Raw genomic sequence first — 22,373 nt, 5'->3', positions numbered from 1 at the left:
CCTTGTCCGACCTCAACAACTCTTTGACTGCAGAGACGTCCGTCCTAATCTTCGNCACGGTCATGGCGGGNCCAAGCTCCTCTATGAGCGGTGATCTTCGCAATCACCGGACTTACCATGACCGCTCCAGCCTCTCAGGCTTTTGCAGAACCTTCCGCACACTACCGTGAAAAGTAACGCAAAGCTCGGGCGTAACGCGCCGCGAGAATGCGGAGTACATCCTTTCCTCATCCTCCATCGTCATGCCCGCGAAGGCGGGCATCCAATAATCCGCGGCGTCTGAGCGTAAGCACTACCGTCTCTGGAATACCGGATCGTCCGCCGGAGCCTGTCATCGGGCGGCGCTACGCGCCGACCCGGTGGCGGACGATGACAGTGGAGAGCTGTTTGACATTTGAATCAGAGCCTCTCCTCCCGTCGTCCCGGGCTTGCCCCGGGACCCATAACCACAGGCCGTTGTCGTGTGCTCCGCCGCAACTGCTTGCTCGCGCCACAACACTTCCCTGTGGTTATGGGTCCCCGCCTTCGCGACGCCTTCGCGGGGACGACACCGTAGCGACGTTGGGAGAATCGTGGGATGGGTAGGGCGGCGCGAAACCCATCATTCACGCCGCGTGCACTATGGCGATGGGTTTCGCTCCGCTCTGCCCATCCTACGGCACGGCTCCCTCAGGCGCGCATCGCCTGCAGGCCCTTGAAGGTCAGGCGCTTGGGGTCCTTGACGCCGGCGAGGTAGAAGCGGCGGATGAAGGCAACGGCGGCGTCGCGGTCGCAATCTGTCAGCGCCACGAGGGCATCGACGGCAATTCGCTGGGCGTCCATGGGCTTCCTCTTGCTATCAGCAGCCACAGGCCGTGCAGCGTAGGGTATCTCGGTTAATCCGGGGTTAACCGTCGCAGCAGAATGGCTGATTCGGCGGGAAGCCCGAATCCGCAAAACTACCCATGGGGCGTTAAGGCGCAGGTTTCGCCGAGAACAGCGAGGATTGTCACGAATACTGCATCACGCCGTCATCCACCTTGCCATAGCGCAGGGAGACGATGTCGAGCGCATAGTTCTGGTAGAGCCGCCACGGCCGCTTCGAGCCCTGCTTCGGCAATTTTGCGATCGAGCGCTGGACATAGCCGGACGAGAAATCCAGCGCCGGCAGCGCCTCGATCGAGGGATCGAGATTATGCGCCACGCACTGCCGAAAGCCGTGCCGGTCCATGTAATTGATCAGACGGCAGGCATATTCGCAGGTGAGGTCGCATTTCAGCGTCCACGACGCGTTGGTGTAGCCGAGCGTCGCCGCGAGGTTCGGCACATCCGAATACATCATGCCCTTGTAGCTCAGCGTTTTCGCGAAATCGACGATGCGACCCTCGACGCTGACCTCGACGCCGCCGAGCACCTGCAGGACCAGCCCGGTAGCGGTGATGATGATGTCGGCCGGAAGCTCGCTGCCGTCCTTCAGGCGAATGCCGTTCCTGGTGAAGGTATCGATCTGGCTGGTGACGACGGAGGCGCGCTTCTCGCGGATCGATTTGAACAGGTCGCCGTCCGGCACGAGGCAGAGCCGCTGCTCCCACGGATTGTAGCGCGGCGTGAAATGCGTGCCGATGTCGTAATCCGGACCGAGCGCCATCTTGATGCCGCCGAGGATGAGCTGCTTGGCGCGCTCCGGCTTGCGGCGGCAGAGCTGGAAGAAATACATGCCGAGCAGCACGTTGCGCCAGCGGATCAGATGATAAGCGAGCCCCGCCGAGAGATTACGCCGGAGCTTGTTGGCGAGCGCATCCTCCGCCGGACGCGCCACCACGTAAGTCGGCGAGCGCTGCAGCATGGTGACATGCGCGGCCGTCTTGGCGAGCTCCGGCACCAGCGTCACCGCGGTCGCGCCTGAGCCGATCACGACCACGCGCTTGCCGGCGTAGTCGAGATGCTCGGGCCATTTCTGCGGATGAACGATCTGACCCTCGAAGTCGGCAACGCCTGCGAATTCCGGCGTGTAACCTTCCTCGTATCTGTAATAGCCCGAGCACATGAGGAGGAAATTGCAGGTGATGCGCACGATCTCGGCCGCGCCCTCGCCTGCCCTGCGCTCCGCCTCGACGGTCCAGCGCGCCTCGTCGGACGACCACGAGACATGCTTGACGCGATGGTTGAAGCGGATCTTGCGGTCGATCCCGTTCTGCGCCGCGGTCTCGCGTACATAGTTCAGGATGCGCGGCCCGTCCGCGATCGCCTTCGGTTCGGTCCACGGGCGGAACGAATAGCCGAGCGTGTACATGTCGCTGTCGGAGCGGATGCCGGGATAGCGGAACAGATCCCAGGTGCCGCCGATGCAGTCGCGGCCCTCGAGGATGACGTAGCTCTTGCTCGGGCACTTCTGCTGCAGATGATAGCCCGCCCCGATGCCGGACAGCCCGGCGCCGACGATCAGGACATCGAAATGCTCCATTGCCTCGGTCATGACGCTCTCCCTGCCGAAGTATTGAGCAGGCGGGAACCAATTTGCAACTCGCTTCGGTTGGCCGCGGCAAAGAAAAAGGCCCCGGACTGCGCCGGAGCCTTCCAATATCTCGCTCAGGAGAACCGGGGGTCAGTAGCGATAATGATCCGACTTGTACGGGCCTTCCTGCTTGACGCCGATATAGTCGGCCTGGTCCTTGCGCAGCTCGGTCAGCTTGACGCCGATCTTGGCGAGGTGCAGGCGGGCGACTTTCTCGTCCAGCGTCTTCGGCAGCACGTAGACCTTCTTCTCGTACTTGCCGTTCTTGTTGTTGGCGAACAGCTCGATCTGCGCCAGCGTCTGGTTGGTGAAGGAGGCCGACATCACGAAGGACGGATGGCCCATGGCGTTGCCGAGGTTTACGAGTCGACCTTCCGACAGCAGGATGATGCGGTGCTTGTCGGGGAATTCGATCTCGTCGACCTGCGGCTTGATGTTGGTCCATTTCAGATTGCGCAGCGACGCGATCTGGATCTCGTTGTCGAAGTGACCGATGTTGCAGACGATGGCACGATCCTTCATCGCGCGCATGTGCTCGATGGTGATGATGTCCTTGTTGCCGGTGGCGGTAACGAAGATGTCGGCGCGCGGCGCGGCATGTTCCATGGTCACGACCTCATAGCCTTCCATCGCCGCCTGCAGCGCGCAGATCGGATCGACCTCGGAGACCATCACGCGGCAGCCGGCCTGGCGCAGCGAAGCCGCCGAGCCCTTGCCGACGTCGCCGAAGCCCGCGACCATCGCGACTTTGCCCGACAACATCACGTCGGTGCCACGGCGGATGCCGTCGACCAGCGACTCGCGGCAGCCATAGAGGTTGTCGAACTTCGACTTGGTAACGCTGTCGTTGACGTTGATGGCCGGGAACAGCAGCGTGCCCTTGTTCGCCATTTCATAAAGGCGGTGGACGCCCGTCGTCGTCTCCTCGGAGACGCCCTTGATGTTCTTGGCGATCTCGGCGAACCAGCCCTTCGGCTTCTCCTTCAGAAGCCGCTTGATCAGCGCGTAGAAGATCTCCTCTTCCTCCGATCCGGGCTTGTCGAGGAACGCAGTGTCGCCCTGCTCGGCGCGGTAGCCGGCATGCACCAGCATGGTGGCGTCGCCGCCGTCGTCGAGGATCATGTTGGGCGTGCCGCCGCCGTGCCAGTCGAACAGCTTGGCGGTGTAGTCCCAGTATTCGGTGAGGGTCTCGCCCTTCACCGCGAACACCGGAATGCCGGCAGCAGCGATCGCGGCCGCGGCGTGGTCCTGGGTCGAATAGATGTTGCAGGAGACCCAGCGGATGTCGGCGCCGAGCGCGGCCAGCGTCTCGATCAAGACAGCGGTCTGGATCGTCATGTGCAGGGAGCCGGCGATACGCGCGCCCTTCAGGGGCTGCTTGGGGCCGAACTCCTCGCGTGTCGCCATCAACCCGGGCATCTCGGTTTCTGCGAGCGAGATTTCCTTGCGGCCGAAGTCGGCGAGCGAGATGTCCTTGACGATATAGTCGGTGAAGCCAGGCTTTGTCGGGGCGTTCATCGCGAGATTCCTATTGTTAAACTCGTCATTCCGGGGCGCCTCGAAGAGGCGAACCCGGAATCTCAAAATGATGGACAAGGATTCCGGGTTTGCTCGCTCTCGCGAGCGCCCCGGAATGACGTACGCTGCTTAGACTGCGCGCTTGAGCGGCTCGACGAGATCGGTCTTCTCCCAGGAGAAGCCGCCCTCATTGTCGGGCGTGCGGCCGAAATGACCGTAGGCCGAGGTCCGTGCGTAGATCGGACGGTTGAGGTCGAGATGGGTGCGGATGCCGCGCGGGGTCAGGTCCATCGCCTGCGCCACCGCCTTCTCGAGCTTGTCCTCCGGCACCTTACCGGTGCCATGGGTGTCGATGTAGATCGACAGCGGCCGCGCCACGCCGATCGCGTAAGCGAGCTGCAGGGTGCAGCGGTCGGCGAGACCGGCGGCGACGATGTTCTTGGCCACATAGCGCGCGGCATAGGCGGCCGAGCGGTCGACCTTGGTCGGATCCTTGCCGGAGAAAGCGCCGCCGCCATGCGGGGCCGCGCCGCCATAGGTGTCGACGATGATCTTGCGGCCGGTGAGACCGGAGTCACCATCGGGGCCGCCGATGAAGAACTTGCCGGTCGGGTTGATGTGCCAGATGGTCTTGCCGTTGATCCAATCCTTCGGCAGCGCCTCGCGCACATAGGGCTCGACGATGTCGCGAACCTGATTGGAGGAGAGGTCCTCGACCAGATGCTGGTGCGAGACCACGATCTCGCGCACGCCGACCGGCTTGCCGTTCTCGTACTGCACGGTCACCTGGCTCTTGGAGTCCGGCCCCAGCACCTTCTCGCGGCCGGAGTGACGCGCTTCGGAAATCAGCCGCAGGATCTTGTGGGCATAGAAGATCGGCGCCGGCATCAGGTCCGGCGTCTCATTAGTGGCGTAACCGAACATGATGCCCTGGTCGCCCGCGCCCTCTTCCTTGGCGTCGCCCGGCTGCTGCCCATCGACGCCCTGCGCGATATCGGCCGACTGCGGATGCAGGAGGATCTCGATGTCGCAGTTCTTCCAGTGGAAGCCCTCCTGCTCGTAGCCGATGTCCTTGATCGCCTCGCGGACGGTGCTTTCGATCTGGTCGTTGGTCACCGACTGGGGCCCGCGGGTTTCGCCGGCGATCACCACCTTGTTGGTCGTGGCGAGCGTTTCGCAGGCGGCGCGGATCTGCCACGGGTCGATGCCGGCTTTCGGCCCTTCCCGATAGAACAGATCGACGATCTCATCCGAGATCCGGTCGCAGACCTTGTCTGGATGCCCTTCGGAGACCGACTCGCTGGTGAACAGATAAGACGCGCGCATCAAGCAAACCCCTTGTTATGTCGACTTCCGACGTTTGTGTGAGTGTGTTCCTGACATGTCAGTCCCGGCGACGCGAGATGACGTAGGATTCGTCGTAGAACCAAAGCCCATTATGTTTGCGCAGAACGTCGCGGGTGGCTTCGAGAGTTCGGCCGCTTTCCGCCAACTCCGCCAACCGGTCATCTTCAACCTGGGCGACATACACCGCCGCGTTCCACGCTGCAAAGGCAGTCGAGGTTCCGATCGAGCCGGTGACCTCGTTAGGCAAGGCTTCCATATCATAGCGGAAGATCGAGCGGTTATCCGCGTATGCGTTAAAGTTAAGGTCGCGCCCGGCCGATCCCAGCTCGTATTTGACCGCGCGCAAGATCTCATGGCGGCTGACGGCGAAAGGATTTTCTCCGGGCCACACGGCCTGGATAATTTCCAAGCCCGGATCGTGGCCATGAGAGTGGATACCGATCAAGCGCCCACCGGCGCGCAAGGCCCGCGCCAGCGGCGCGATGATGCGCTTGGCGCGGAAATTCACAGACGATTTTGCCCGGTATGGCTGGGATGCGATGACAAGGTCGAAATTGGCCTCGGTCTTGCCGGCCCGCGGAATGATCGAATCGAGCAGGAACCGTTGGTCCTCCCGGTAGAGCACCAAAACCACCGGGCGCTCATAGATGGGCATCCCGGATCGTGGGCTGACGCGGGCACGCCAATTCTGCTCGAGAAACGGGCCGAGTTCCGCGATCTGGGCCTCGAATTCGCCCGACGAGCCGCCCCGCAGCGGTACCTCGTGCCAGAGCGTGCTGGCGGCCGCCACCGGGGATTTGGGGGTCAGCCAGGGCGCCTCGTCATAATACATGTTGGTCAGCACGAACACGGTCGAAGGGTGCTCGAACAGCCGGTCCGGCACCTTGTCGAGGGTCAGCCGGACGTCCTCCAGACTGAGTTCCTTGCCAGCCACGTAGAACGGCATATGAGGAAAGCGGCTATGCATGGCGCGCAGCACCCGCGCCAGCACCGTGCCATCGCCGACGCCGGCGTCGAATACCCGCAGCGCCGGCGGCCGGGGATGGATGGCGGAAAGCTCCAGCGCTACCCGCTGTGCGATCACCCGCTTCTCGCCGCAGGTATGGACGAACAGCAAATACCGCTGCCGGTTCTCGAAAAAACGGAAATTCTGTCGCGGATCGCGCTTCTCCAGCGGCACCACCAGCCCCCGCGGCGGCGCCACGCCGCCCGGCGTCGAGGTGGCAATGAAGGCCTGGATGCGGTCCAGCGTGTCGATAGTGATCTTTTTGCCCTCCCGCAGCCGGTGCACCAGCTTGCCGTCATTGACCGCACGCCGGCCGAACGTGGACTCGGCCATGTCGGCCCCCCGGCAGAAGTCAGTGATCTGGCTCAGGATTTGGTCGTTCTTCATTGGGCCAAAGAGTGGGACAGCAGTGGGCAGCGATAGAGCGTCATCTTCTCCTAGCACAAGTTTCCCACTCTTTGAACCCCCCTAGCCTCTCCCGCCACAGGGCAACTGGAATGCGCAATCGCGCGCAGCTCGGTCCGCTCAACACCGCGAGGTGGAGCAGATGCTGACCACCGCTACCAAGAGAGTTCTACCCTGCGGAGAAGTGATCTGCTTGACCCGTCATTGCGAGCCGACGGGTCGCAATGACAAGGGAGAAAGCGGTGCCCGCAATGACGTTGGGGATAGACTACCTCCCCCACACCTCTTCGGCGACTTCCACCGCGAGCCTGAGCTTCGCCCATTGCTCGTCTTCGGAGAGGATGTTGCCTTCCTCGGTCGAGGCGAAGCCGCATTGCGGCGAGAGCGCGAGCTGGTCGAGCGGCGCAAATTTGGAAGCTTCCTCCAGACGTCGCTTGATGGCGTCCCTGCTCTCGAGCTCGCCGAATTTGGAAGTAATGACGCCGACCACCACGATCTTGTTGCCCTTTGGCAAATAGCGCAGCGGCTCGAAACCGCCGGCACGGTCGGAATCATATTCGAGGAAATAGCCATCGTAGTTCGTGCCGCCGAGCAGCGTTTCCGCCACCGGCTCGTAGCCGCCGGACGAAATCCAGGTGGAGCGGAAATTGCCGCGGCAGACATGGGTCGAGATCACCATGTCGGACGGACGGTCCGCGATCGCGTAGTTGATGACGCGGGCGTAGATCTCCTGCAGGCCATCGGGATTGTCGCCGCGCTCGCGCGCCTTCTGCAATTCGTCCTGCGAGCAGAGATAGGCCCACACCGTGTCGTCGAACTGCAGATAGCGGCAGCCGGCGTCATAAAACGCCTTCACGGCCTTGCGGTAGGTCTTGCCGAGATCCTCGAAGAACGGTTCGAGGTCGGGATAGACCTCCTTCGAGATCAGGTTGCGGCCACCGCGGAAGTGCAGCACCGACGGCGCGGGGATCGTCATCTTCGCCGTGACATGAGCCTGGTCGGCGTATTTCTTCAGAAACCTGAAGTGATCGAGCATCGGATGGTCGTCGGGGAAATCCAATTTGTCGATCACGCGGATTGCGTCATGGCGCGTCTGCACGCCTGCGAACTGGATGCCGGCGTCCGGGTGGAACAGTTCGCAGCCGGTCAGCTTGGCGAGAAAGTCAAAGTGCCACCAGGAGCGACGGAATTCACCGTCGGTCGCGAGCTTCAGCCCGGTGGAGGCTTGGCGGTGCACGACCTTCTCGATCTCGATGTCCTCAATCTTGCGCAGATCCTCGGGCGTGATCTCGCCCTTTTCAAGCTTGGCGCGCGCCTCCTTGATCTTCGGTGGCCGCAGCAGGCTGCCGACCTCGTCGGCGCGGAAAGGAGGTTTTGTTCGTTGCATGTTTCGACTCCCTAGGGACGGAATTAATGCGCTTTGGCGCCGGAGACCCCAAGATGCCGCTCAAGCACCGTGGGATCGGCCTTCAAGGCATCGCTTGCCGCATCGTGCACGATTGTGCCGCGTTCCAATATCACGACGCGGTCCGCGAGCCCCAGAACCTTTTGCGCGTGCTGTTCTACGATGATCGAGCAGATACCACCAGAGCGGGTGATCGTGCCGAGCGCTTTCAGCAATTCCTCAACGATGATCGGCGCCAGTCCCTCTGTCGGCTCGTCCAAGAGCAGCACCTTTGGGTTCAAGGTCAGCGCGCGGCCGATCGCCAACATCTGCTGCTCGCCACCGGAGAGCTGGTTGCCGAAATTCCCGCGCCGCTCCTTCAGCCGGGGGAACATCTGGTAGATCCTCTCCACCGTCCATGGTCCTGGCTGGGCCACTGCGGTCATGTTCTCCTCAACCGTGAGGGAGCGAAAGATATTGCGTTCCTGCGGCACCCAGCCGACCCCAGCGCGGGCCCGCTGATCCGGACGCAGCGCCGTGATGTCCTGCCCGGCCAGCGCAATGCGGCCGCCGAAACGGCGGGTGACGCCGACGATGGAATTGATCAGCGTGGTCTTGCCTGTGCCGTTGCGTCCGAGCAGCGCCAGCACCTGGCCTTCGGGGAGCGACAGCGTCATGCCCGGCAGCACCACCGCCTCGCCATAGCCAGCACGCAGGCCCTCGATCGCGAGCAGATCAGGCATCGGCTGCCTCGCCGAGATAGACCGCCTTCACTTGCGGGTCGCGCGCCACGGCATCCGGCGGACCTTCGGTCAATAGCGCACCGTTGACCAGCACCGAGATGCGGTCGGCGAAGGAGAATACGAGATCCATGTCGTGCTCGATCAGGAGCACCGTTACCTCGCGCGGCAGCGCGGCGACAGCGGTCAGAATGTCGTGGCGCTCGATTTCGGGTACGCCGGCGGCCGGCTCGTCGAGCAGCAGCACGCGGGGTCTGGTGGCAATCGCGACCGCGATCTCGAGCAGGCGCTGCTTGCCATAGGGCAAAGTGACGGTGGGCTCGTTCATGACGTCGAGCAAATGAAACCGCGCCAGGATCTCGGCGATCTCGGCATTGACGTCTACCCGCGTCCCCATCCGCCGCCACCAGTCGCCGCCGCGTCCCATCCGTTCGGAGACCGCGAGCCCAACGGTCTCCAGTGGGGTGAGATCGGGATAGAGCTGGTTGATCTGGAACGTACGCGACAGGCCACGCAGCACGCGCTTGTGCACCGGCAGGTTGGTGATGTCGTTGCCTTCGAGCAGGATGCGGCCGGCATCGGGCCGCAGCACCCCGGTGAGCAGATTGATCACCGTGGTCTTGCCGGCCCCGTTGGGCCCGATCAAAGCGTGCCGGGCGCCCTGCTCGATCCGCAGCGAAAGGTCGCGCGTGACGCGCAAGCCGCCGAAGGTTTTTTCCAGTCCTCTGGTTTCCAGCGCGATCATCATGACGGATCGCTTTCGGGAACCATGACAACGGCCCGGCGACCGGTAAATTGCCGGATGATGAGGTTGGGCAGCCACAGCGCCCAACGATGGATGCGGGCGCGGCCGACCAGAACGATCACGACCAGCACCAGCCCGATCCAGAACAGCCAATATTGCGGCGTAATGGTCGAAAACAGCTCCTGCAGCATCTTGAACACGACGGCGCCGATCAGCCCGCCATAGAGATAGCCGGTGCCGCCGATGACCAGCATCAGCATCAAATCCGCCGAACGCTCGAACGAGAACACGTCGAGCGAAGCCAACGCCGTGGTCTGCGTGAACAGCGCGCCGGCGACGCCGGCATAGAACGCGGATACCGTGTAGATCGCCACCAATCGGCGATTGACGGGAATGCCGATCGCGGCGGCGCGCAGCGGGTTGTTCCTGATCGCGCGCAGCGACAGCCCGAACGGCGAATGCACGATCCGCCGCGCCAGCACGAACAGGAGGAACAGCACGATCAGCGAGTAGTAGAAGCCGGTCTGGCCGAAGATGTCGAACGCGAAGCGGCCGAGGATCGGCTGCATCTCGATGCCCTGCAATCCGTCGGTACCGCCGGTGATATCGGAGAAGCGTTCGGCGAGCGCCTCCAGGAGCAGCGCGATGCCGAGCGTGACCATCAGCCGCGTCAGATCGACGCCGCGGATGACAAGAAAGCTCGTGAAGAAGCCGAGCACCATGGCAGCAAGGCCTGCGACCACGAGCGCGACTACCGGCTCGCTGATGATACCGTGCAGCGCCAGCAGCCCCGCGGAATAGGCGCCGACGCCGAAGAATGCGGCATGCCCGAGCGAGACGATGCCAGCATAGCCAAGGATCAGGTCGAGCGACAGCGCGAACAAAGCGAGCCGCACGATCTCGGTCATGATCAGGTAGCGGGATGGAAACAGGAAGCCGCAGGCGGCGACCACGATCCAGAAGGCAATCTCGCCCGCTCGCCAGCGGGCGCCGGCAACCACATGCGTGGAAACGTCGGGAAGCGTGCTCATCGCACCCCTCAGCGCGCGGCCGTGCGGCCGAACAGGCCGTTCGGACGCCAGATCAGGATCACGATCATGATCGTGTAGATCACGAAGGGTCCCATCTTCGGGACATAATACTTGCCGGCAACATCGCCGATGCCGAGCAAGAGCGAAGCCAGGAATGGGCCGGTGATCGAGGAGGAGCCGCCCACCGTCACCACGATCAGAAAGTAGATCATGAATTTGAGCGGGAAATAAGGATCAAGGCCGAGGATCTCCGCGCTCAACGCGCCGCCGAGCCCGGCCAGCCCGCAACCGAAGGCGAAGGTGAAAGCGAAGACCTGCGGCACATTGATGCCGAGCCCGATCGCGGCACGGGGATCATCGACCGCCGCGCGCAGGCGACTGCCGAAGCGCGTGCGCGCCAGGATCAATTGCAGCGCGACCGTGAGCAAACCGCAGATCACGATGATCATCAGCCGGTAGCGACCGATGCCGACCCCGAAGACATCGAACTGCCCCTCGAGGGCCGCCGGCAATTTGATGAAGACCCGCGACGAGCCCATGGTGTAGTCGACCGCCGCGATCGACATGAAAACGAGGCCGATGGAGAACAGCACCTGGTCGAGATGGCTGCGCGCGTAGAGATGACGGTACAGCGTTCGCTCAAGGACCACGCCAATCGCGCCACTGCCGACGAAGGCGAGCGGCAGCGCCGCAAAGAACGGCCAGCCGGAATTATTCACCAGCACCGCGCAGATGTAGCCGCCGGCCATCGCGAAGGCGCCGTGCGCGAGATTGACAAAATTCATCAGTCCGAGCGTCACCGCGAGCCCGCAGGCGAGCACGAACAGCAGCATGCCGTAGGCAACGCCGTCGAACAGGATGGTGAAGAGCGAGGTCATTTCATCCCCGATCAGCCAATATTGAAGAGTGGCGCACGTCTAGCGACCGCGTCATGGCCGGGCTTGTCCCGGCTATCCACGTCTTTCTCGCTGCAGAGAACAGCGTGGATGCCCGGGACAAGCCCGGGCATGACGCGGAGAGAACGCGGCGCGCACCCGATAATGACGAGCGCGGAGTCACTTCTTGGTCTTGCCGGGGTCCTTCACGGCTTCGAAGGTCGCGAATTCGACGTTGTAGAGTTCGCCGTCAACCTTCTCGACCTTGCGGATATAGATGTTCTGCACGATGTCGCGCGTCTCAGGGTCGATCGAGATCGGCCCCCGGGGGCTCTCCCACTTCATCCCCTTCATCGCCGCGATCAGCTTGTCGCCGGTCACGTCGCCGCCGGTCTTCTTCAGGGCTTCGTAGATAAGATGGATGCCATCATAGCCGCCCACCGCCATGAAGCCGGGCCGGTTGTTGAACGCCTTCTTGTAGGCGGCCACGAATTCCTTGTTGGTCTGCGAGGGATGTGCGGCGGAATAGAGATGCGCGGTGACCGCGCCGAGCGCGGCATCGCCCATATTATTGAGGAGATCGTCGTCCATGACGTCACCTGGGCCGATCACCCTGATGCCGCTCTTGTCCAGCCCGCGCTCGGCATATTGCTTCATGAAGTTGCCGCCCTGCCCGGCCGGCACGAACACGAACATGGCGTCCGGCTTGGAATCCTTCATCCGTTGCAGGAATGGCGCGAAGTCGGGATTAGCGAGCGGCACCTTGACCTCTTCGACGATCTCGCCGCCGCCGGCCACGAAATGCTCCTTGAAGGAAGCGAGCGCGTCGTTGCCGGGCGCGTAATCCGAGGTCAGCGTGGCCACCTTCTTGATGCCGTTCTTGACCGCCCAATCGCCGACGATGGTGGAAGACTGCGGCAGCGTGAAGCTGGTGCGGACGATATAGGGCGAGCGCTCGGTAATGATCGAGGTGCCGGCCGCCATCACGATTTCCGGAACTTTCGCCTGGGTCGCCAGGGGCGCCGCGGCGAGCGCGGCCGGGGTGACGCCGAAACCGGCAATGATATTGACCTTCTCGTTGACAATCAGCTCCTGGGCGATCCGCTTGGTGTTGTCGGGAACCGCGGCATCGTCCCTCAGGATGATCTCGATCTTCTTGCCGGCGACCGTGTCCCCCTTCTGCTGCATGTAGAGCTTGATCGCGTTGTCGATCTGTTTGCCGGTCGAGGCTTGCCCGCCGGTCATCGGCACGATCAGGCCGACCTTGACCGTTTCCTCCGCCCGGACGGGCACGACGGCCGCTGCGGCGGCAATGGCGCCTGCAGCCAGCAACAATTGACGGCGAATGAACATGAACGCCTCTCCCCCTCATCGTTCTTGCGGATCGAACCGAGTCCCCGGCCCTGCCTCACCATAGCCCAGATTGTTCGGCGGTGTAGCGCGGCGAATGGCGTCGTCCGGCACCGGTTTGTCAAGCCGACGTATGGATGGTACCTGCGCGCTGACCGCCAGGAGCTGCCGTTAGCTTAAGGTTCAATAATACCTCCAACAAGACCTGATACGGCTATCTTACCATTTCGAAACGAGGCTCCGCTGACCCGCGCCAATGGTTCGCGTAGTTAGGTCCAAATCTTCAAACGCAAGACACCCTGCATTGCGATGCCAACCAGCGCCCGCCCTCTCGCAACCCTCTTCGCCCTCGCTCTGACAGGCTGCGCCTTGGCCGGATGCGGTACCGTCAACGAGAAGCTGTCTGCCGGCGCGGCGGACTTCATTCCGGCCTGGGCAGGCGGGCTGCCCGCCGACGCCCCACCCCGGCCGGGGACCGCCAAATATGACGAATTCATGCGCGAGCGAGAACGCAAGCGGATGATGCCTGCGGCTGAGCGAGGCGACGAAAATAAGCCGGCACCGACCTCGCAGGACACCGCTCATTGAGGACTGACGAGCGCTACTGCGCTCAGTCGACGAACACCACCGTCTTGCGGCCGTTGGGGATCACGCGGTCCTCGAGATGGTAGCGGATCGCGCGGGCCAGCACCCGGCGCTCGATATCGCGGCCCGTGCGGACGAGATCGTCGGGCGTATCGCGGTGGCTGATGCGCTCGACGTCCTGGTCGATGATCGGCCCTTCGTCGAGGTCGCCGGTGACGTAATGCGCGGTGGCGCCGATTAGTTTGACGCCGCGCTCATGGGCCTGGTGGTAGGGGCGCGCACCCTTGAAGCCCGGCAGGAACGAATGGTGGATATTGATGCAGCGGCCGGCGAGCTTTGCCGACAATTCGTCCGACAGGATCTGCATGTAGCGCGCGAGCACGACGAGGTCGGTATTGGTGTCCTCCGCGAGCTTCCAGACCGCGGCTTCCTGCTCGCGTTTGGTCTCCTTGGTCACGGCCAGGTAGTGGAACGGGATATCACCGAAATCGAGGTGGCTGTAGGTCTCGCGCGGATGGTTGGAGACGATCGCGGTCGGGATCATCTGCAACTCGCCGGTGCGCCAGCGATAGAGGATATCGACCAGGCAGTGATCGGATTTGGAGACCAGCAGCATCACACGGCGGCGGCTTGCGCGGTCGCGCATCTGCCAAACCATGCCGAAACGCTCGGCGATTGCGGCAAAGCCGGTCTGCAGCGCCGACAATTCGACCGCGAGGTCGGCGGCGGTGAAGACCACCCGCATGAAGAATTTCTTGGTTTCGATATCGTCGAACTGTTGGGCGTCCAGGATGTTCTGACCATTATGCGCGAGAAAGGTCGAGACCGCCGAGACGATACCGGGACGGTCGGGGCAGGACAGAGTCAGGACAAATTGGGGGTCGGACATGGCGATGGATCGAGACTTGGCTGATTCGGGTTTGGCCGATGAGGGCTTGATTGATTAAGGCTTGGGCAGCCGCAGGAACCGCGGATTTGCGGATCCTTGCTGTACCACCGCCGTCGCCCTTGCGCCAATCCCGCAGCAGGGGCCAAATTAAACTCTACGAGAGGCACATCATGGCTGACCGGCTGAACGGCTACCGCATCCTGATCCTGGAGACACGCGAGGAGGCGCAATTCTCCCGGCTGCTCACCGAACAGGGAGCCGACGTGCTGCAATGTCCGATGTTCGCGATCCACGATGCGCCGGATCCGGCGCCGATCGAAGCCTGGATCAGGCGCTGTATCGAAAAGCCATTCGATGATCTGGTGCTGATGACCGGCGAGGGCCTGCGGCGCTTGATGAAGGTGGTGCGCCGCGTCGGCGTCGAGCAGGAATTCATTGCAGCGCTGAGCAAGGCCCGCAAATTCGCCCGTGGCCCAAAGCCCGGCCGTGCGTTGCGCGAAATCGGGCTCGAGCCGCAGGTGACGACGGAGAAACCGACCTCGGAGGGCGTCATCGAGATGCTGTCCCGGATCGATCTGAAGGGCCATCGCCTCGGCCTCCAACTCTATCCGGACAAGGATCACAGCGCATTGATCGGCGCGATCAAAGCCCAGGGTGCGGAGGTCGATACCGTGCTGCCCTATGTCTACGATCCCAAGGCTGCCGACGCCAACATCGTCGCCGCCATCGACGAGATGGCGGAGGGCCGGATCGATGCGATCGCGTTGACCAATCTCGGCCAGGTGCGCCGGCTGTTCGAAGCCGCGCGGGCGCGCGGCTCTGAGGACAGGTTGCGTCAGGGCCTAGACCGAACCTCGATCGCCTCGGTGGGGCCGGCGGTCTCGGGCGAACTCGCCTCGCACGGCCTCCGCACCGACATCGCGCCGGCGAACGACGCCTACTTCATGAAGCCGCTGATCTCGGCGATGGCCGTGGCACTCGCAAAACATCCGCCGCGAGTGGGGACGAGGTAACCACTCTCTTCGCCGTCATTGCGAGGAGCAAAGCGACGAAGCAATCCATGCCTCCGCACGTGGCGAGATGGATTGCTTCGCGGAGCCTGTCATCGGGCGCGCGTTCGCGCGACCCGTTGGCTCGCAATGACGGGCTGTGAGGCTGGGGCGCTATTCCGCCGCCTGCAGGGTCTCGCTCAGATATGCCCGATAGGCGAGCCTGATGCCGTCTTCCAGCGATGTCCTCGCTTGCCAGCCAAGCGCGGCCAGCCGGCTGACGTCGAGCAATTTGCGCGGCGTGCCGTCGGGCCGCGAGGTGTCATAGCTGATCTCGCCGTCATAGCCGACCGCCGCCGCGACGACGCGGGCGAATTCCGCGATCGTGATGTCCTTGCCCGTGCCGATATTGACCAAGCCGCTGTCGGAATAGACCTTCATCAGGTGGATGCAGGCGTCGGCGAGATCGTCGACATAGAGGAATTCGCGCCGCGGCGTGCCGGTGCCCCAGACCGCAACACTCTTCGCCCCCGACGCTTTCGCCTCATGGAAACGGCGGATCAAGGCCGCGACGACGTGGCTGTATTCGGGGTGATAATTATCACCGCGACCATACAGATTGGTGGGCATCACGCTGATGAAATCCGCGCCGTACTGGCTGCGATAGGTTTCCGCCATCTTGATGCCCGCGATCTTGGCAATCGCATAGGGCTCATTGGTCGGCTCCAGCGGCCCCGTCAGCATCGAGTCCTCGCGCAGCGGCTGTGGCGCCAAGCGAGGATAGATGCAGGAGGAGCCGAAGAACATCAGCTTCTCGGTTCCGTTGACGTGAGCCGCGTGGATCACGTTGGTTGCGATCGCCAGATTGTCGTAGAGGAACTCGGCGCGCAGCAGGTCGTTGGCGGCGATGCCACCGACTTTCGCCGCCGCCAGGAACACCACCTGCGGCCGCCTGGCGGCAAACCACCGGTTGACCGCGGCCTGGTCGCGCAGATCGACTTCGCCGTGCGGCACCGTCAGAACCTCGACATCCTCCTGTGCAAGCCGTCGCACCAGCGACGAGCCGACCATGCCACGATGGCCGGCGACAAAGACCGTCTTGCCTTTCAGCTCAAACGGCGTGCTTGCCATTGGCAGCCTCCTGCCTGGCCTCGGCGAGGTCGCTCGCGACCATCTCTTTCACGAGCTGGGCAAAGCTGGTCTTCGGCTTCCAGCCGAGCTTCTCGCGCGCCTTGCTGGCGTCGCCGATCAAGAGGTCGACCTCGGTCGGCCGGAAATAAGTCGGGTCGATACGGACCACGGTCTTGCCGGATTTTGTGTCGACCCCGATCTCGTCAACGCCCTTCCCGCGCCACTCGATTCCGCGGCCGGCTTCGGCAAACGCAAGTTCCACGAATTCGCGCACCGAGCGCGTCTCGCCAGTCGCCAGCACGAAATCGTCAGGAGCATCCGCCTGCAGGATCCTGTGCATNCCCTCGACATAATCCCGCGCATGACCCCAGTCGCGCTTGGCCTCGAGATTGCCGAGATAGAGCGTGTCCTCGAGCCCGACCTCGATGCGGGCGACGCCGCGGGTGATCTTGCGGGTAACGAAGGTCTCGCCGCGAATCGGGCTCTCATGGTTGAACAGGATGCCNTTCGAAGCGTACATNCCGTAGGCCTCGCGGTAGTTCACCGTGATCCAGTAGCCGTAAAGCTTCGCCACGCCATAAGGCGAACGCGGATAGAACGGCGTGGTTTCCCGCTGCGGCACTTCCTGAACCAGGCCGTAAAGCTCCGATGTCGAGGCCTGATAGAACCGCGTCTCCTTCTCCATGTTGAGGATGCGGATCGCCTCCAAGAGGCGCAGCACGCCGATGGCATCGGCATTCGCCGTATATTCCGGGCTTTCGAAACTGACCCCGACATGGCTTTGCGCGGCGAGGTTATAGATCTCGGTCGGCCTGATCTGCTGCATCAGCCGGATCAGGTTGGTCGAGTCCGTCATATCGCCATAGTGCAGCAGGAACGGCACGTTGCCGACATGGGGATCCTGGTAGAGATGATCGACGCGCGCCGTATTGAACGACGACGAGCGACGCTTGATGCCATGGACGGTGTAGCCAAGGCCGAGCAGATATTCAGCGAGGTAAGCGCCGTCCTGACCGGTGGCGCCCGTGATCAGCGCGACACGTCGCTTGGAATTTTCAGCGTGCATGAGAAATCTTTGGTCTGGCAGGCGCCCTCCCCGTCGCACCTACGGCTGTTGCTGCGACGACGGAGAGGGTTCCTCTCGGTGGAGCTCCCTTGTATTTTCAATTGATTGTTGTAGCAATAGTCAATGTGGCGTGAGCAAGGAGTGGGACACATCATCATGAGGGACACCCTGCGGACCGACCAAGGTGCGGGTGCTGTCGGTGTGGCAAGCACGCAAAAGCGGTCGCAAGTAACCGATGCGAATCAGATCGGCTCCCCGAGAGGCGCGCTTAGCGAGTGGATTCCGCTTTACAGACCTTATCTTGGCGGGAAAGAGAAAGAGTACGTCAACCAGTGCCTGGATTCGTCCTGGATATCCTCGCGCGGCGCTTTCGTTGAGCGCTTCGAGGAGAAGTTCGCCTCGCTGATCGGAGCTCCCCGCGCCACCAGTGTTTGCAATGGCACAGTCGCGCTTCATCTGGCGCTCGAGACTCTTGGGTTCACCGCGGGCGATGAAATCATCGTACCGACGCTGACCTATGTAGCTTCCGTCAACACCATCATTCAGGCCGGTGCGACGCCGGTCTTCGTGGATTCACGTGCGGATACTTGGCAGATCGATCCTGAGGATGTGCGCCGCAACATTACCCCGCGAACAAAAGCTCTAATGGCGGTCCATTTGTACGGGCAAGCGTGCGACATGGACGCACTAGTTAACATATGTGAAGAATTCGATTTGTGGCTGATCGAGGACTGCGCCGAAGCTTTCGGCACTTACTACAAGGGCCGACACGTCGGAACCTTCGGAGATTTCGCTACCTTCAGCTTTTTTGGAAACAAGACCATCACCACGGGCGAAGGCGGCATGGTGGTCACCAAGAACAACGATCTTCTGGATCGGGCGTATCACCTCAAGACTCAAGCTGTTTCGCCACACCGCGAATACTGGCATGACGCGGTTGGATACAATTATCGGATGACCAATATCTGTGCGGCGATCGGCTTGGCTCAGTTGGAAAATGCCAGTCCGATTCTGGAAAAGAAGCGCCAGATCGCCTTGTGGTACCAGCAGGGCCTCGAGGGACTTCCATTGAGGTTGCTGGGAGAATTCCCCGACACGACGAACTCATATTGGATGTGTTCGATCGTTGTCGACGATCCAGACGTTCGGCAGCCGCTCAGAGACTGGTTGACCGCGGCAAATATCGAAACTCGCCCTGTGTTTCATCCATGTCACACGCTTCCGCACTGCAAGACCGAGCAGACCTTTCCCGTCGCTGAATCCTTGAGTGCAAGAGGCATGAACCTTCCGAGCTTCCCTGAACTCTCGCTGGAGAGCGTCAGCACAGTTTGCACGGTGATTCGGTCCTTCTTCCGGTCGCGGAGCCAATGAAAGGTGATAACGGGCTCCTGATACTGGGATTCGGAGGACACGCCCGGAGTGTCGCCGCGGTCGCCATCGCCAATGGTATCAAGTTACTCTTGTTCGTAGACGAAAACGCCAGGGATGGTGAATCCTTCCTTGGCTTTCCGGTAAGGCGTGACCTCGAGCGGATTCCGCTGGGATGGTCATGCATTCCTGGGGTAGGCGACAACGCCAAGCGAAAAGGGCAAGTTGAATTCGCGCGATCGGCGGGGTGGGATTTGGCGAACGTCGTCTCGCGCCATGCGACAGTAGACGTGAACGCCTCGATATCGCCCGGGTCCTTCGTGGGGCATCACGCCCATATTGGCCCTTTGGCGCGGATAGGATCGGGCTGCATCGTTAACACCGGCGCCATCGTCGAGCACGAGTCTGAAGTGGGCGATTTTTCTCATGTCTCGGTGAACTCGGTGGTGGCAGGACGAAGCCGAATCGGCAGCTTTGTTTTCCTCGGGACAGGCGCGACGGTGATCGATGGCGTTTCCGTCGGCGAAAATATAACGATCGGCGCCGGCGCAACCGTGGTCGAATCCCTAAGCACGCCCGGAACCTATATCGGCTGCCCGGCAAGGCGCCTCGCGCAGGCTGGCCGCGCGGTTTACTGATCTTTGACTTGCGGGCGCAGCTTCAAGCGGGTTGTGTCTCATTCTTGGCTTCATATGCAGTACGCTGACCACCCTACTCCACGTCGATGGCATCTTGAGCTGATCAGATCCAGCGAACTGGCTGCCCAGATGCTGCTAGCGTTCTATCTGGCAGCGATTGTGGCGTCACTGAGCGCGGTAGAGCTTGCAGCAGGGGTGGCCCTCAGCCCTTCGTGGACCGCCGTCGTTAGCACGGCAGTAGCACTGTGCCTGCTGTCGCTGTTTGCCTTCGCGAACTTCAGCTTCGGATACCTGGTGGGCGTGGCGTTCTTCGGAATGGTTGTTGGCTTTGTCTGGCTGAGCCACTTCACCTCGTCGCGATACGATGCCGCTATCGCGCGCTGGTCAGCCCTCGTCTCTCTGCTGGCATTCCTGGCGCCGCTTCTTTTTCAGAGCCGACCTGCACCACGAATGTTCAGACTCAACACGAAGACGATGGATATCTGCGTCAAGGTCCTACTTGTCATCGCGGTTCTGATTCTCGTGCTGAATTTCAGCTACGGTTTTGCCCTTGTGGGATTGCATGCCGCCGAGCAACTGCGCGGCAGCATCGCGCGACCAACGCTTCTGAACTACGCAACAAGTAACATCATTTACGCGGTGCTGCCGTTTGCATTTGTCTTCTACGCGCAGCGCGGATCACGCCTCTTGGCCGCGGCCAGTCTCATCCTGATACCATGCTTCTATCCAACGTTACTGAACAAGACAGTGCTGTTCGCTGCAGCATGGATTCCCTTCGTCTTTCTGGTCTTTCGATCCTTCGAGCCGAAGCAGGCGTCTGTCATCGCCCTTGGCACTCCACTTGCGCTGGGACTCGTCGCCCATGCGATCCTGCTCGCGCAAAATCCAATTGCTCATTTCGTGTTCGGCTATGCGAATGAACGAATGTTCGCGATCCCTTCGATAGCGATCGACTACTATGCCGACTTCTTCGCCGTTCACCCGAAGACCTCTTTCTGTCAGATCAATATCGTCCGGGCGATTTTCGGCTGTCATTATTCCGATCAGCTCAGCATTGTCTTTGCCCGGCAATACGGCGTCGGAAACCTGAATGCTTCTTTGTTCGCAACCGAAGGCATCGCCTCGGTGGGTTGGATCTGGCTGCCGGCGGTGATGCTCCTGTGCGGATTGGTGCTTTCCATCGGCAATAGCTGCTCGCGGCATCTCTCGCCTCAGATGATCGCCACTTCATCGGCGCTCACCGTTCAGGCCCTGCTCAACATTCCATTGAGCACGACCCTGCTCACCAATGGACTGTTGCTGCTGTTCCTGCTCTGGTACGTCTGCCCTGGTGAGCAAGACGAGCGCCGCAGTTACTCAGAATAACCATACCGCGCGCCTGTTGATTTTGGCGCTGATTGCCTCATCGAGGGCGTGCTCAGCGGCACCGCTCTCAGAACAGCAGCACGCAGTCAACCGCCTTCGGTTCAGACCGGTGCAGCGCAGATTCTGACGTCAGGCCGAGGCCAGAGCTTCCCGAAGGATCTGCCGCTCCCGGCCCATGGGTCCCGGCCTGCGCATCTAGCTCATCGCCAAACAGTTCAAGATCGAATCGCCGTCTCACTAGATCGACGTTCTCCCCCAATATCCTTCACTCGTCACCAGAGTGAAATAACGTCACGCCGGCCGGACACTCGGCCATGAAAGTGAAGCGCGCACGTTGAGAATGCGCACCGCAGCAACTACTGATTTGCTCGATGCGAATTCTCCCCTCCAGCTCCCATGCGCAACCTCAACGCCTTTGCTGCGGTGGATTTTTTTGACTCGCTTCTCCGTTTTCGAGGAGGGCTTGGCGCGCGTTATCAATGGGCTCGATGCGGACATCGCCCAACGGGTAGGAACGGTCATTCCACCTGTGTGCCAATCGGCTCGAGAGCGCTGCATGCACACTGGTGTTTTTAGGGCCACAGCGCTGTATGTTCGGGGGAGTTTGACGGCAGTAGATCCCACCAACGCGCCTCGCTCTTTCGGTCCGGGAGTTCTCGGCTCCGCTACCAATCCTCCAACCCATTTGGCAAAAAGCGATTCTGTTTCGCGGAAAAAGTGCTCGATCTTCACCATAGACAAGCGACCTCGCAGCGCGAAGAAGTTCCACCGTGCGCAGGACCTTTCTGCGCCTTTGCATGCTCAGCGTGATGCTCTCAGGCTACGCGAGCGGAGGTCCTCACCACGCGGACATGCCGCATTGGATGGGCGAATTGCCAGCCGATGCGCCCCCACGTCCCGGGACGCCCGAGTACGGGTCTTGGCAGGCTGAGCGCGGGAAGGACACCGCTAGGACGAAGACGCAGCGATGTTCGCGACGAGCGCAAACGAAAAGATTTGGGGCTCGCTTCCTCGCTCACTGGCCTGCGCTCGATTTGCGGTTGCGGTCGGATAAGGGGCGATGAGCGAGCGGCCGGTAGGCTGCGGGGCGAGCCGTAAGATATGGATGGTGCTCAGCCCGAAAGATTCATTGCGCGGCTTTTGTTTTCAATCGCCATGATGGCGTCGTAGTGATCGTCGCGATTGCAGCTATTCGATAGCTTGCCAGACTCTATGGCTGAGCGTGCTTTCTGAGAGACGCGCGCGAATGGCGCGCATTTTCACCGCGTCGAGCGGAAGTGGACCGGGATAAGATTCTGATTTAGACCGATGGGACGAGGTCATGAAATCGGAATTGTCGAATGGTTCACTGAGTTCGGACCAGCGCGCTCGGCGCTTTGCGCTATCCGCGTCTTAGTAAACAAGATAAGAGCCATCGTCGGACGGAGCATCTACGCAAGCGGCCTTC

19 protein-coding genes are annotated in these 22,373 nt (G+C 61.8%); 5 read left to right on the top strand and 14 right to left on the bottom strand.

Annotated elements, in window-relative coordinates:
- Positions 1 to 669: 669 nt before the first annotated feature.
- The 11 genes from YY7_RS61965 to YY7_RS0120940 all read right to left on the bottom strand — a co-directional run bounded on the left by YY7_RS61965 (position 670) and on the right by YY7_RS0120940 (position 12,898).
- Positions 670 to 822, bottom strand: a complete 153-nt coding sequence (locus tag YY7_RS61965; protein ID WP_196237300.1) for a hypothetical protein — start codon at positions 820 to 822, stop codon at positions 670 to 672.
- A gap of 166 nt (positions 823 to 988) precedes the next feature.
- Positions 989 to 2,455, bottom strand: a complete 1,467-nt coding sequence (locus tag YY7_RS0120985) for a flavin-containing monooxygenase (RefSeq protein WP_028164939.1) — start codon at positions 2,453 to 2,455, stop codon at positions 989 to 991.
- Positions 2,456 to 2,584: 129 nt separating this feature from the next.
- A complete protein-coding gene (gene ahcY, locus YY7_RS0120980) occupies positions 2,585 to 4,012 on the bottom strand; it encodes an adenosylhomocysteinase (protein WP_028164938.1) in 1,428 nt (475 codons plus the stop codon).
- Between the two features lie 129 nt (positions 4,013 to 4,141).
- Positions 4,142 to 5,338: a methionine adenosyltransferase gene (metK, locus tag YY7_RS0120975; RefSeq protein WP_028164937.1), complete on the bottom strand. Its 1,197-nt coding sequence runs from the start codon at positions 5,336 to 5,338 to the stop codon at positions 4,142 to 4,144.
- Positions 5,339 to 5,396: 58 nt separating this feature from the next.
- On the bottom strand, positions 5,397 to 6,752 hold the full coding sequence (locus YY7_RS0120970) for a hypothetical protein (RefSeq protein WP_028164936.1): 1,356 nt from the start codon (positions 6,750 to 6,752) through the stop codon (positions 5,397 to 5,399).
- A gap of 286 nt (positions 6,753 to 7,038) precedes the next feature.
- Entirely contained in the window at positions 7,039 to 8,157 is a 1,119-nt protein-coding gene (locus YY7_RS0120965; RefSeq protein WP_028164935.1) for a cobalamin-independent methionine synthase II family protein, read from the bottom strand.
- 23 nt (positions 8,158 to 8,180) lie between these two features.
- On the bottom strand, positions 8,181 to 8,897 hold the full coding sequence (locus YY7_RS0120960) for an ABC transporter ATP-binding protein (protein WP_028164934.1): 717 nt from the start codon (positions 8,895 to 8,897) through the stop codon (positions 8,181 to 8,183).
- Positions 8,890 to 9,642 carry an ABC transporter ATP-binding protein gene (locus YY7_RS0120955; RefSeq protein ID WP_028164933.1) on the bottom strand — a complete coding sequence of 251 codons (753 nt, stop codon included), beginning with the start codon at positions 9,640 to 9,642 and terminating at the stop codon, positions 8,890 to 8,892. The genes YY7_RS0120960 and YY7_RS0120955 overlap by 8 nt, the downstream gene beginning before the upstream one ends.
- A complete protein-coding gene (locus YY7_RS0120950) occupies positions 9,639 to 10,670 on the bottom strand; it encodes a branched-chain amino acid ABC transporter permease (protein WP_028164932.1) in 1,032 nt (343 codons plus the stop codon). The genes YY7_RS0120955 and YY7_RS0120950 overlap by 4 nt, the downstream gene beginning before the upstream one ends.
- Positions 10,671 to 10,678: 8 nt before the next feature.
- A complete protein-coding gene (locus YY7_RS0120945; RefSeq protein WP_028164931.1) occupies positions 10,679 to 11,548 on the bottom strand; it encodes a branched-chain amino acid ABC transporter permease in 870 nt (289 codons plus the stop codon).
- Positions 11,549 to 11,725: 177 nt separating this feature from the next.
- Positions 11,726 to 12,898: an ABC transporter substrate-binding protein gene (locus YY7_RS0120940; protein WP_028164930.1), complete on the bottom strand. Its 1,173-nt coding sequence runs from the start codon at positions 12,896 to 12,898 to the stop codon at positions 11,726 to 11,728.
- Positions 12,899 to 13,204: 306 nt separating this feature from the next.
- Between YY7_RS0120940 and YY7_RS0120935 the strand changes: the two genes are divergently transcribed.
- On the top strand, positions 13,205 to 13,483 hold the full coding sequence (locus tag YY7_RS0120935) for a hypothetical protein (RefSeq protein ID WP_028164929.1): 279 nt from the start codon (positions 13,205 to 13,207) through the stop codon (positions 13,481 to 13,483).
- A 22-nt stretch (positions 13,484 to 13,505) separates the two neighbouring features.
- On the opposite strand, the gene purU is transcribed toward YY7_RS0120935, so the two are convergent.
- Positions 13,506 to 14,369, bottom strand: a complete 864-nt coding sequence (purU, locus tag YY7_RS0120930; protein ID WP_028164928.1) for a formyltetrahydrofolate deformylase — start codon at positions 14,367 to 14,369, stop codon at positions 13,506 to 13,508.
- Between the two features lie 170 nt (positions 14,370 to 14,539).
- Between purU and YY7_RS0120925 the strand changes: the two genes are divergently transcribed.
- Entirely contained in the window at positions 14,540 to 15,382 is an 843-nt protein-coding gene (locus YY7_RS0120925; protein ID WP_028164927.1) for a uroporphyrinogen-III synthase, read from the top strand.
- A gap of 150 nt (positions 15,383 to 15,532) precedes the next feature.
- Here YY7_RS0120925 and YY7_RS0120920 read toward each other — a convergent pair whose 3' ends face one another.
- Together YY7_RS0120920 and gmd are read right to left on the bottom strand one after the other, a co-directional pair.
- Entirely contained in the window at positions 15,533 to 16,489 is a 957-nt protein-coding gene (locus tag YY7_RS0120920) for a GDP-L-fucose synthase family protein (RefSeq protein ID WP_028164926.1), read from the bottom strand.
- On the bottom strand, positions 16,470 to 17,555 hold the full coding sequence (gene gmd / locus YY7_RS0120915) for a GDP-mannose 4,6-dehydratase (protein WP_028164925.1): 1,086 nt from the start codon (positions 17,553 to 17,555) through the stop codon (positions 16,470 to 16,472). Before gmd ends, YY7_RS0120920 begins: the two co-directional genes overlap by 20 nt.
- A gap of 156 nt (positions 17,556 to 17,711) precedes the next feature.
- On the opposite strand from gmd, the gene YY7_RS0120910 reads away from it, so the two are divergent.
- The 3 genes from YY7_RS0120910 (at position 17,712) to YY7_RS52340 (ending at position 20,926) form a co-directional block, all read left to right on the top strand.
- The gene (locus YY7_RS0120910) at positions 17,712 to 18,926 is read left to right on the top strand and encodes a DegT/DnrJ/EryC1/StrS family aminotransferase (RefSeq protein ID WP_080663796.1); all 1,215 of its coding nucleotides are present in this window, start codon (positions 17,712 to 17,714) and stop codon (positions 18,924 to 18,926) included.
- Positions 18,923 to 19,561, top strand: a complete 639-nt coding sequence (locus tag YY7_RS0120905; protein WP_028164923.1) for an acetyltransferase — start codon at positions 18,923 to 18,925, stop codon at positions 19,559 to 19,561. The genes YY7_RS0120910 and YY7_RS0120905 overlap by 4 nt, the downstream gene beginning before the upstream one ends.
- A 129-nt stretch (positions 19,562 to 19,690) precedes the next feature.
- Positions 19,691 to 20,926, top strand: coding sequence for a hypothetical protein (locus tag YY7_RS52340; RefSeq protein WP_051396824.1), 1,236 nt, complete (start codon positions 19,691 to 19,693; stop codon positions 20,924 to 20,926).
- Positions 20,927 to 22,373 lie beyond the last annotated feature (1,447 nt).

The sequence above is a fragment of the Bradyrhizobium elkanii WSM2783 genome (assembly GCF_000472865.1).
Lineage (GTDB): Bacteria > Pseudomonadota > Alphaproteobacteria > Rhizobiales > Xanthobacteraceae > Bradyrhizobium > Bradyrhizobium elkanii_A.
This window is presented reverse-complemented; position numbering and strand designations above follow the sequence as displayed.

What these genes read in the sequence shown, in the direction of transcription:
- metK (WP_028164937.1), bottom strand. Translation starts at nt 5,338, where the DNA reads ATGCGCGCGTCTTATCTGTTCACCAGCGAGTCGGTCTCCGAAGGGCAT.
- purU (WP_028164928.1), bottom strand. Translation starts at nt 14,369, where the DNA reads ATGTCCGACCCCCAATTTGTCCTGACTCTGTCCTGCCCCGACCGTCCC.
- YY7_RS52340 (WP_051396824.1), top strand. Translation starts at nt 19,691, where the DNA reads ATGCTGCTAGCGTTCTATCTGGCAGCGATTGTGGCGTCACTGAGCGCG.
- YY7_RS61965 (WP_196237300.1), bottom strand. Translation starts at nt 822, where the DNA reads ATGGACGCCCAGCGAATTGCCGTCGATGCCCTCGTGGCGCTGACAGAT.
- YY7_RS0120965 (WP_028164935.1), bottom strand. Translation starts at nt 8,157, where the DNA reads ATGCAACGAACAAAACCTCCTTTCCGCGCCGACGAGGTCGGCAGCCTG.
- YY7_RS0120970 (WP_028164936.1), bottom strand. Translation starts at nt 6,752, where the DNA reads ATGAAGAACGACCAAATCCTGAGCCAGATCACTGACTTCTGCCGGGGG.
- YY7_RS0120950 (WP_028164932.1), bottom strand. Translation starts at nt 10,670, where the DNA reads ATGAGCACGCTTCCCGACGTTTCCACGCATGTGGTTGCCGGCGCCCGC.
- ahcY (WP_028164938.1), bottom strand. Translation starts at nt 4,012, where the DNA reads ATGAACGCCCCGACAAAGCCTGGCTTCACCGACTATATCGTCAAGGAC.
- YY7_RS0120960 (WP_028164934.1), bottom strand. Translation starts at nt 8,897, where the DNA reads ATGCCTGATCTGCTCGCGATCGAGGGCCTGCGTGCTGGCTATGGCGAG.
- YY7_RS0120905 (WP_028164923.1), top strand. Translation starts at nt 18,923, where the DNA reads ATGAAAGGTGATAACGGGCTCCTGATACTGGGATTCGGAGGACACGCC.
- YY7_RS0120955 (WP_028164933.1), bottom strand. Translation starts at nt 9,642, where the DNA reads ATGATGATCGCGCTGGAAACCAGAGGACTGGAAAAAACCTTCGGCGGC.
- YY7_RS0120940 (WP_028164930.1), bottom strand. Translation starts at nt 12,898, where the DNA reads ATGTTCATTCGCCGTCAATTGTTGCTGGCTGCAGGCGCCATTGCCGCC.
- YY7_RS0120910 (WP_080663796.1), top strand. Translation starts at nt 17,712, where the DNA reads ATGAGGGACACCCTGCGGACCGACCAAGGTGCGGGTGCTGTCGGTGTG.
- YY7_RS0120985 (WP_028164939.1), bottom strand. Translation starts at nt 2,455, where the DNA reads ATGACCGAGGCAATGGAGCATTTCGATGTCCTGATCGTCGGCGCCGGG.
- YY7_RS0120945 (WP_028164931.1), bottom strand. Translation starts at nt 11,548, where the DNA reads ATGACCTCGCTCTTCACCATCCTGTTCGACGGCGTTGCCTACGGCATG.
- YY7_RS0120925 (WP_028164927.1), top strand. Translation starts at nt 14,540, where the DNA reads ATGGCTGACCGGCTGAACGGCTACCGCATCCTGATCCTGGAGACACGC.
- YY7_RS0120935 (WP_028164929.1), top strand. Translation starts at nt 13,205, where the DNA reads ATGCCAACCAGCGCCCGCCCTCTCGCAACCCTCTTCGCCCTCGCTCTG.
- YY7_RS0120920 (WP_028164926.1), bottom strand. Translation starts at nt 16,489, where the DNA reads ATGGCAAGCACGCCGTTTGAGCTGAAAGGCAAGACGGTCTTTGTCGCC.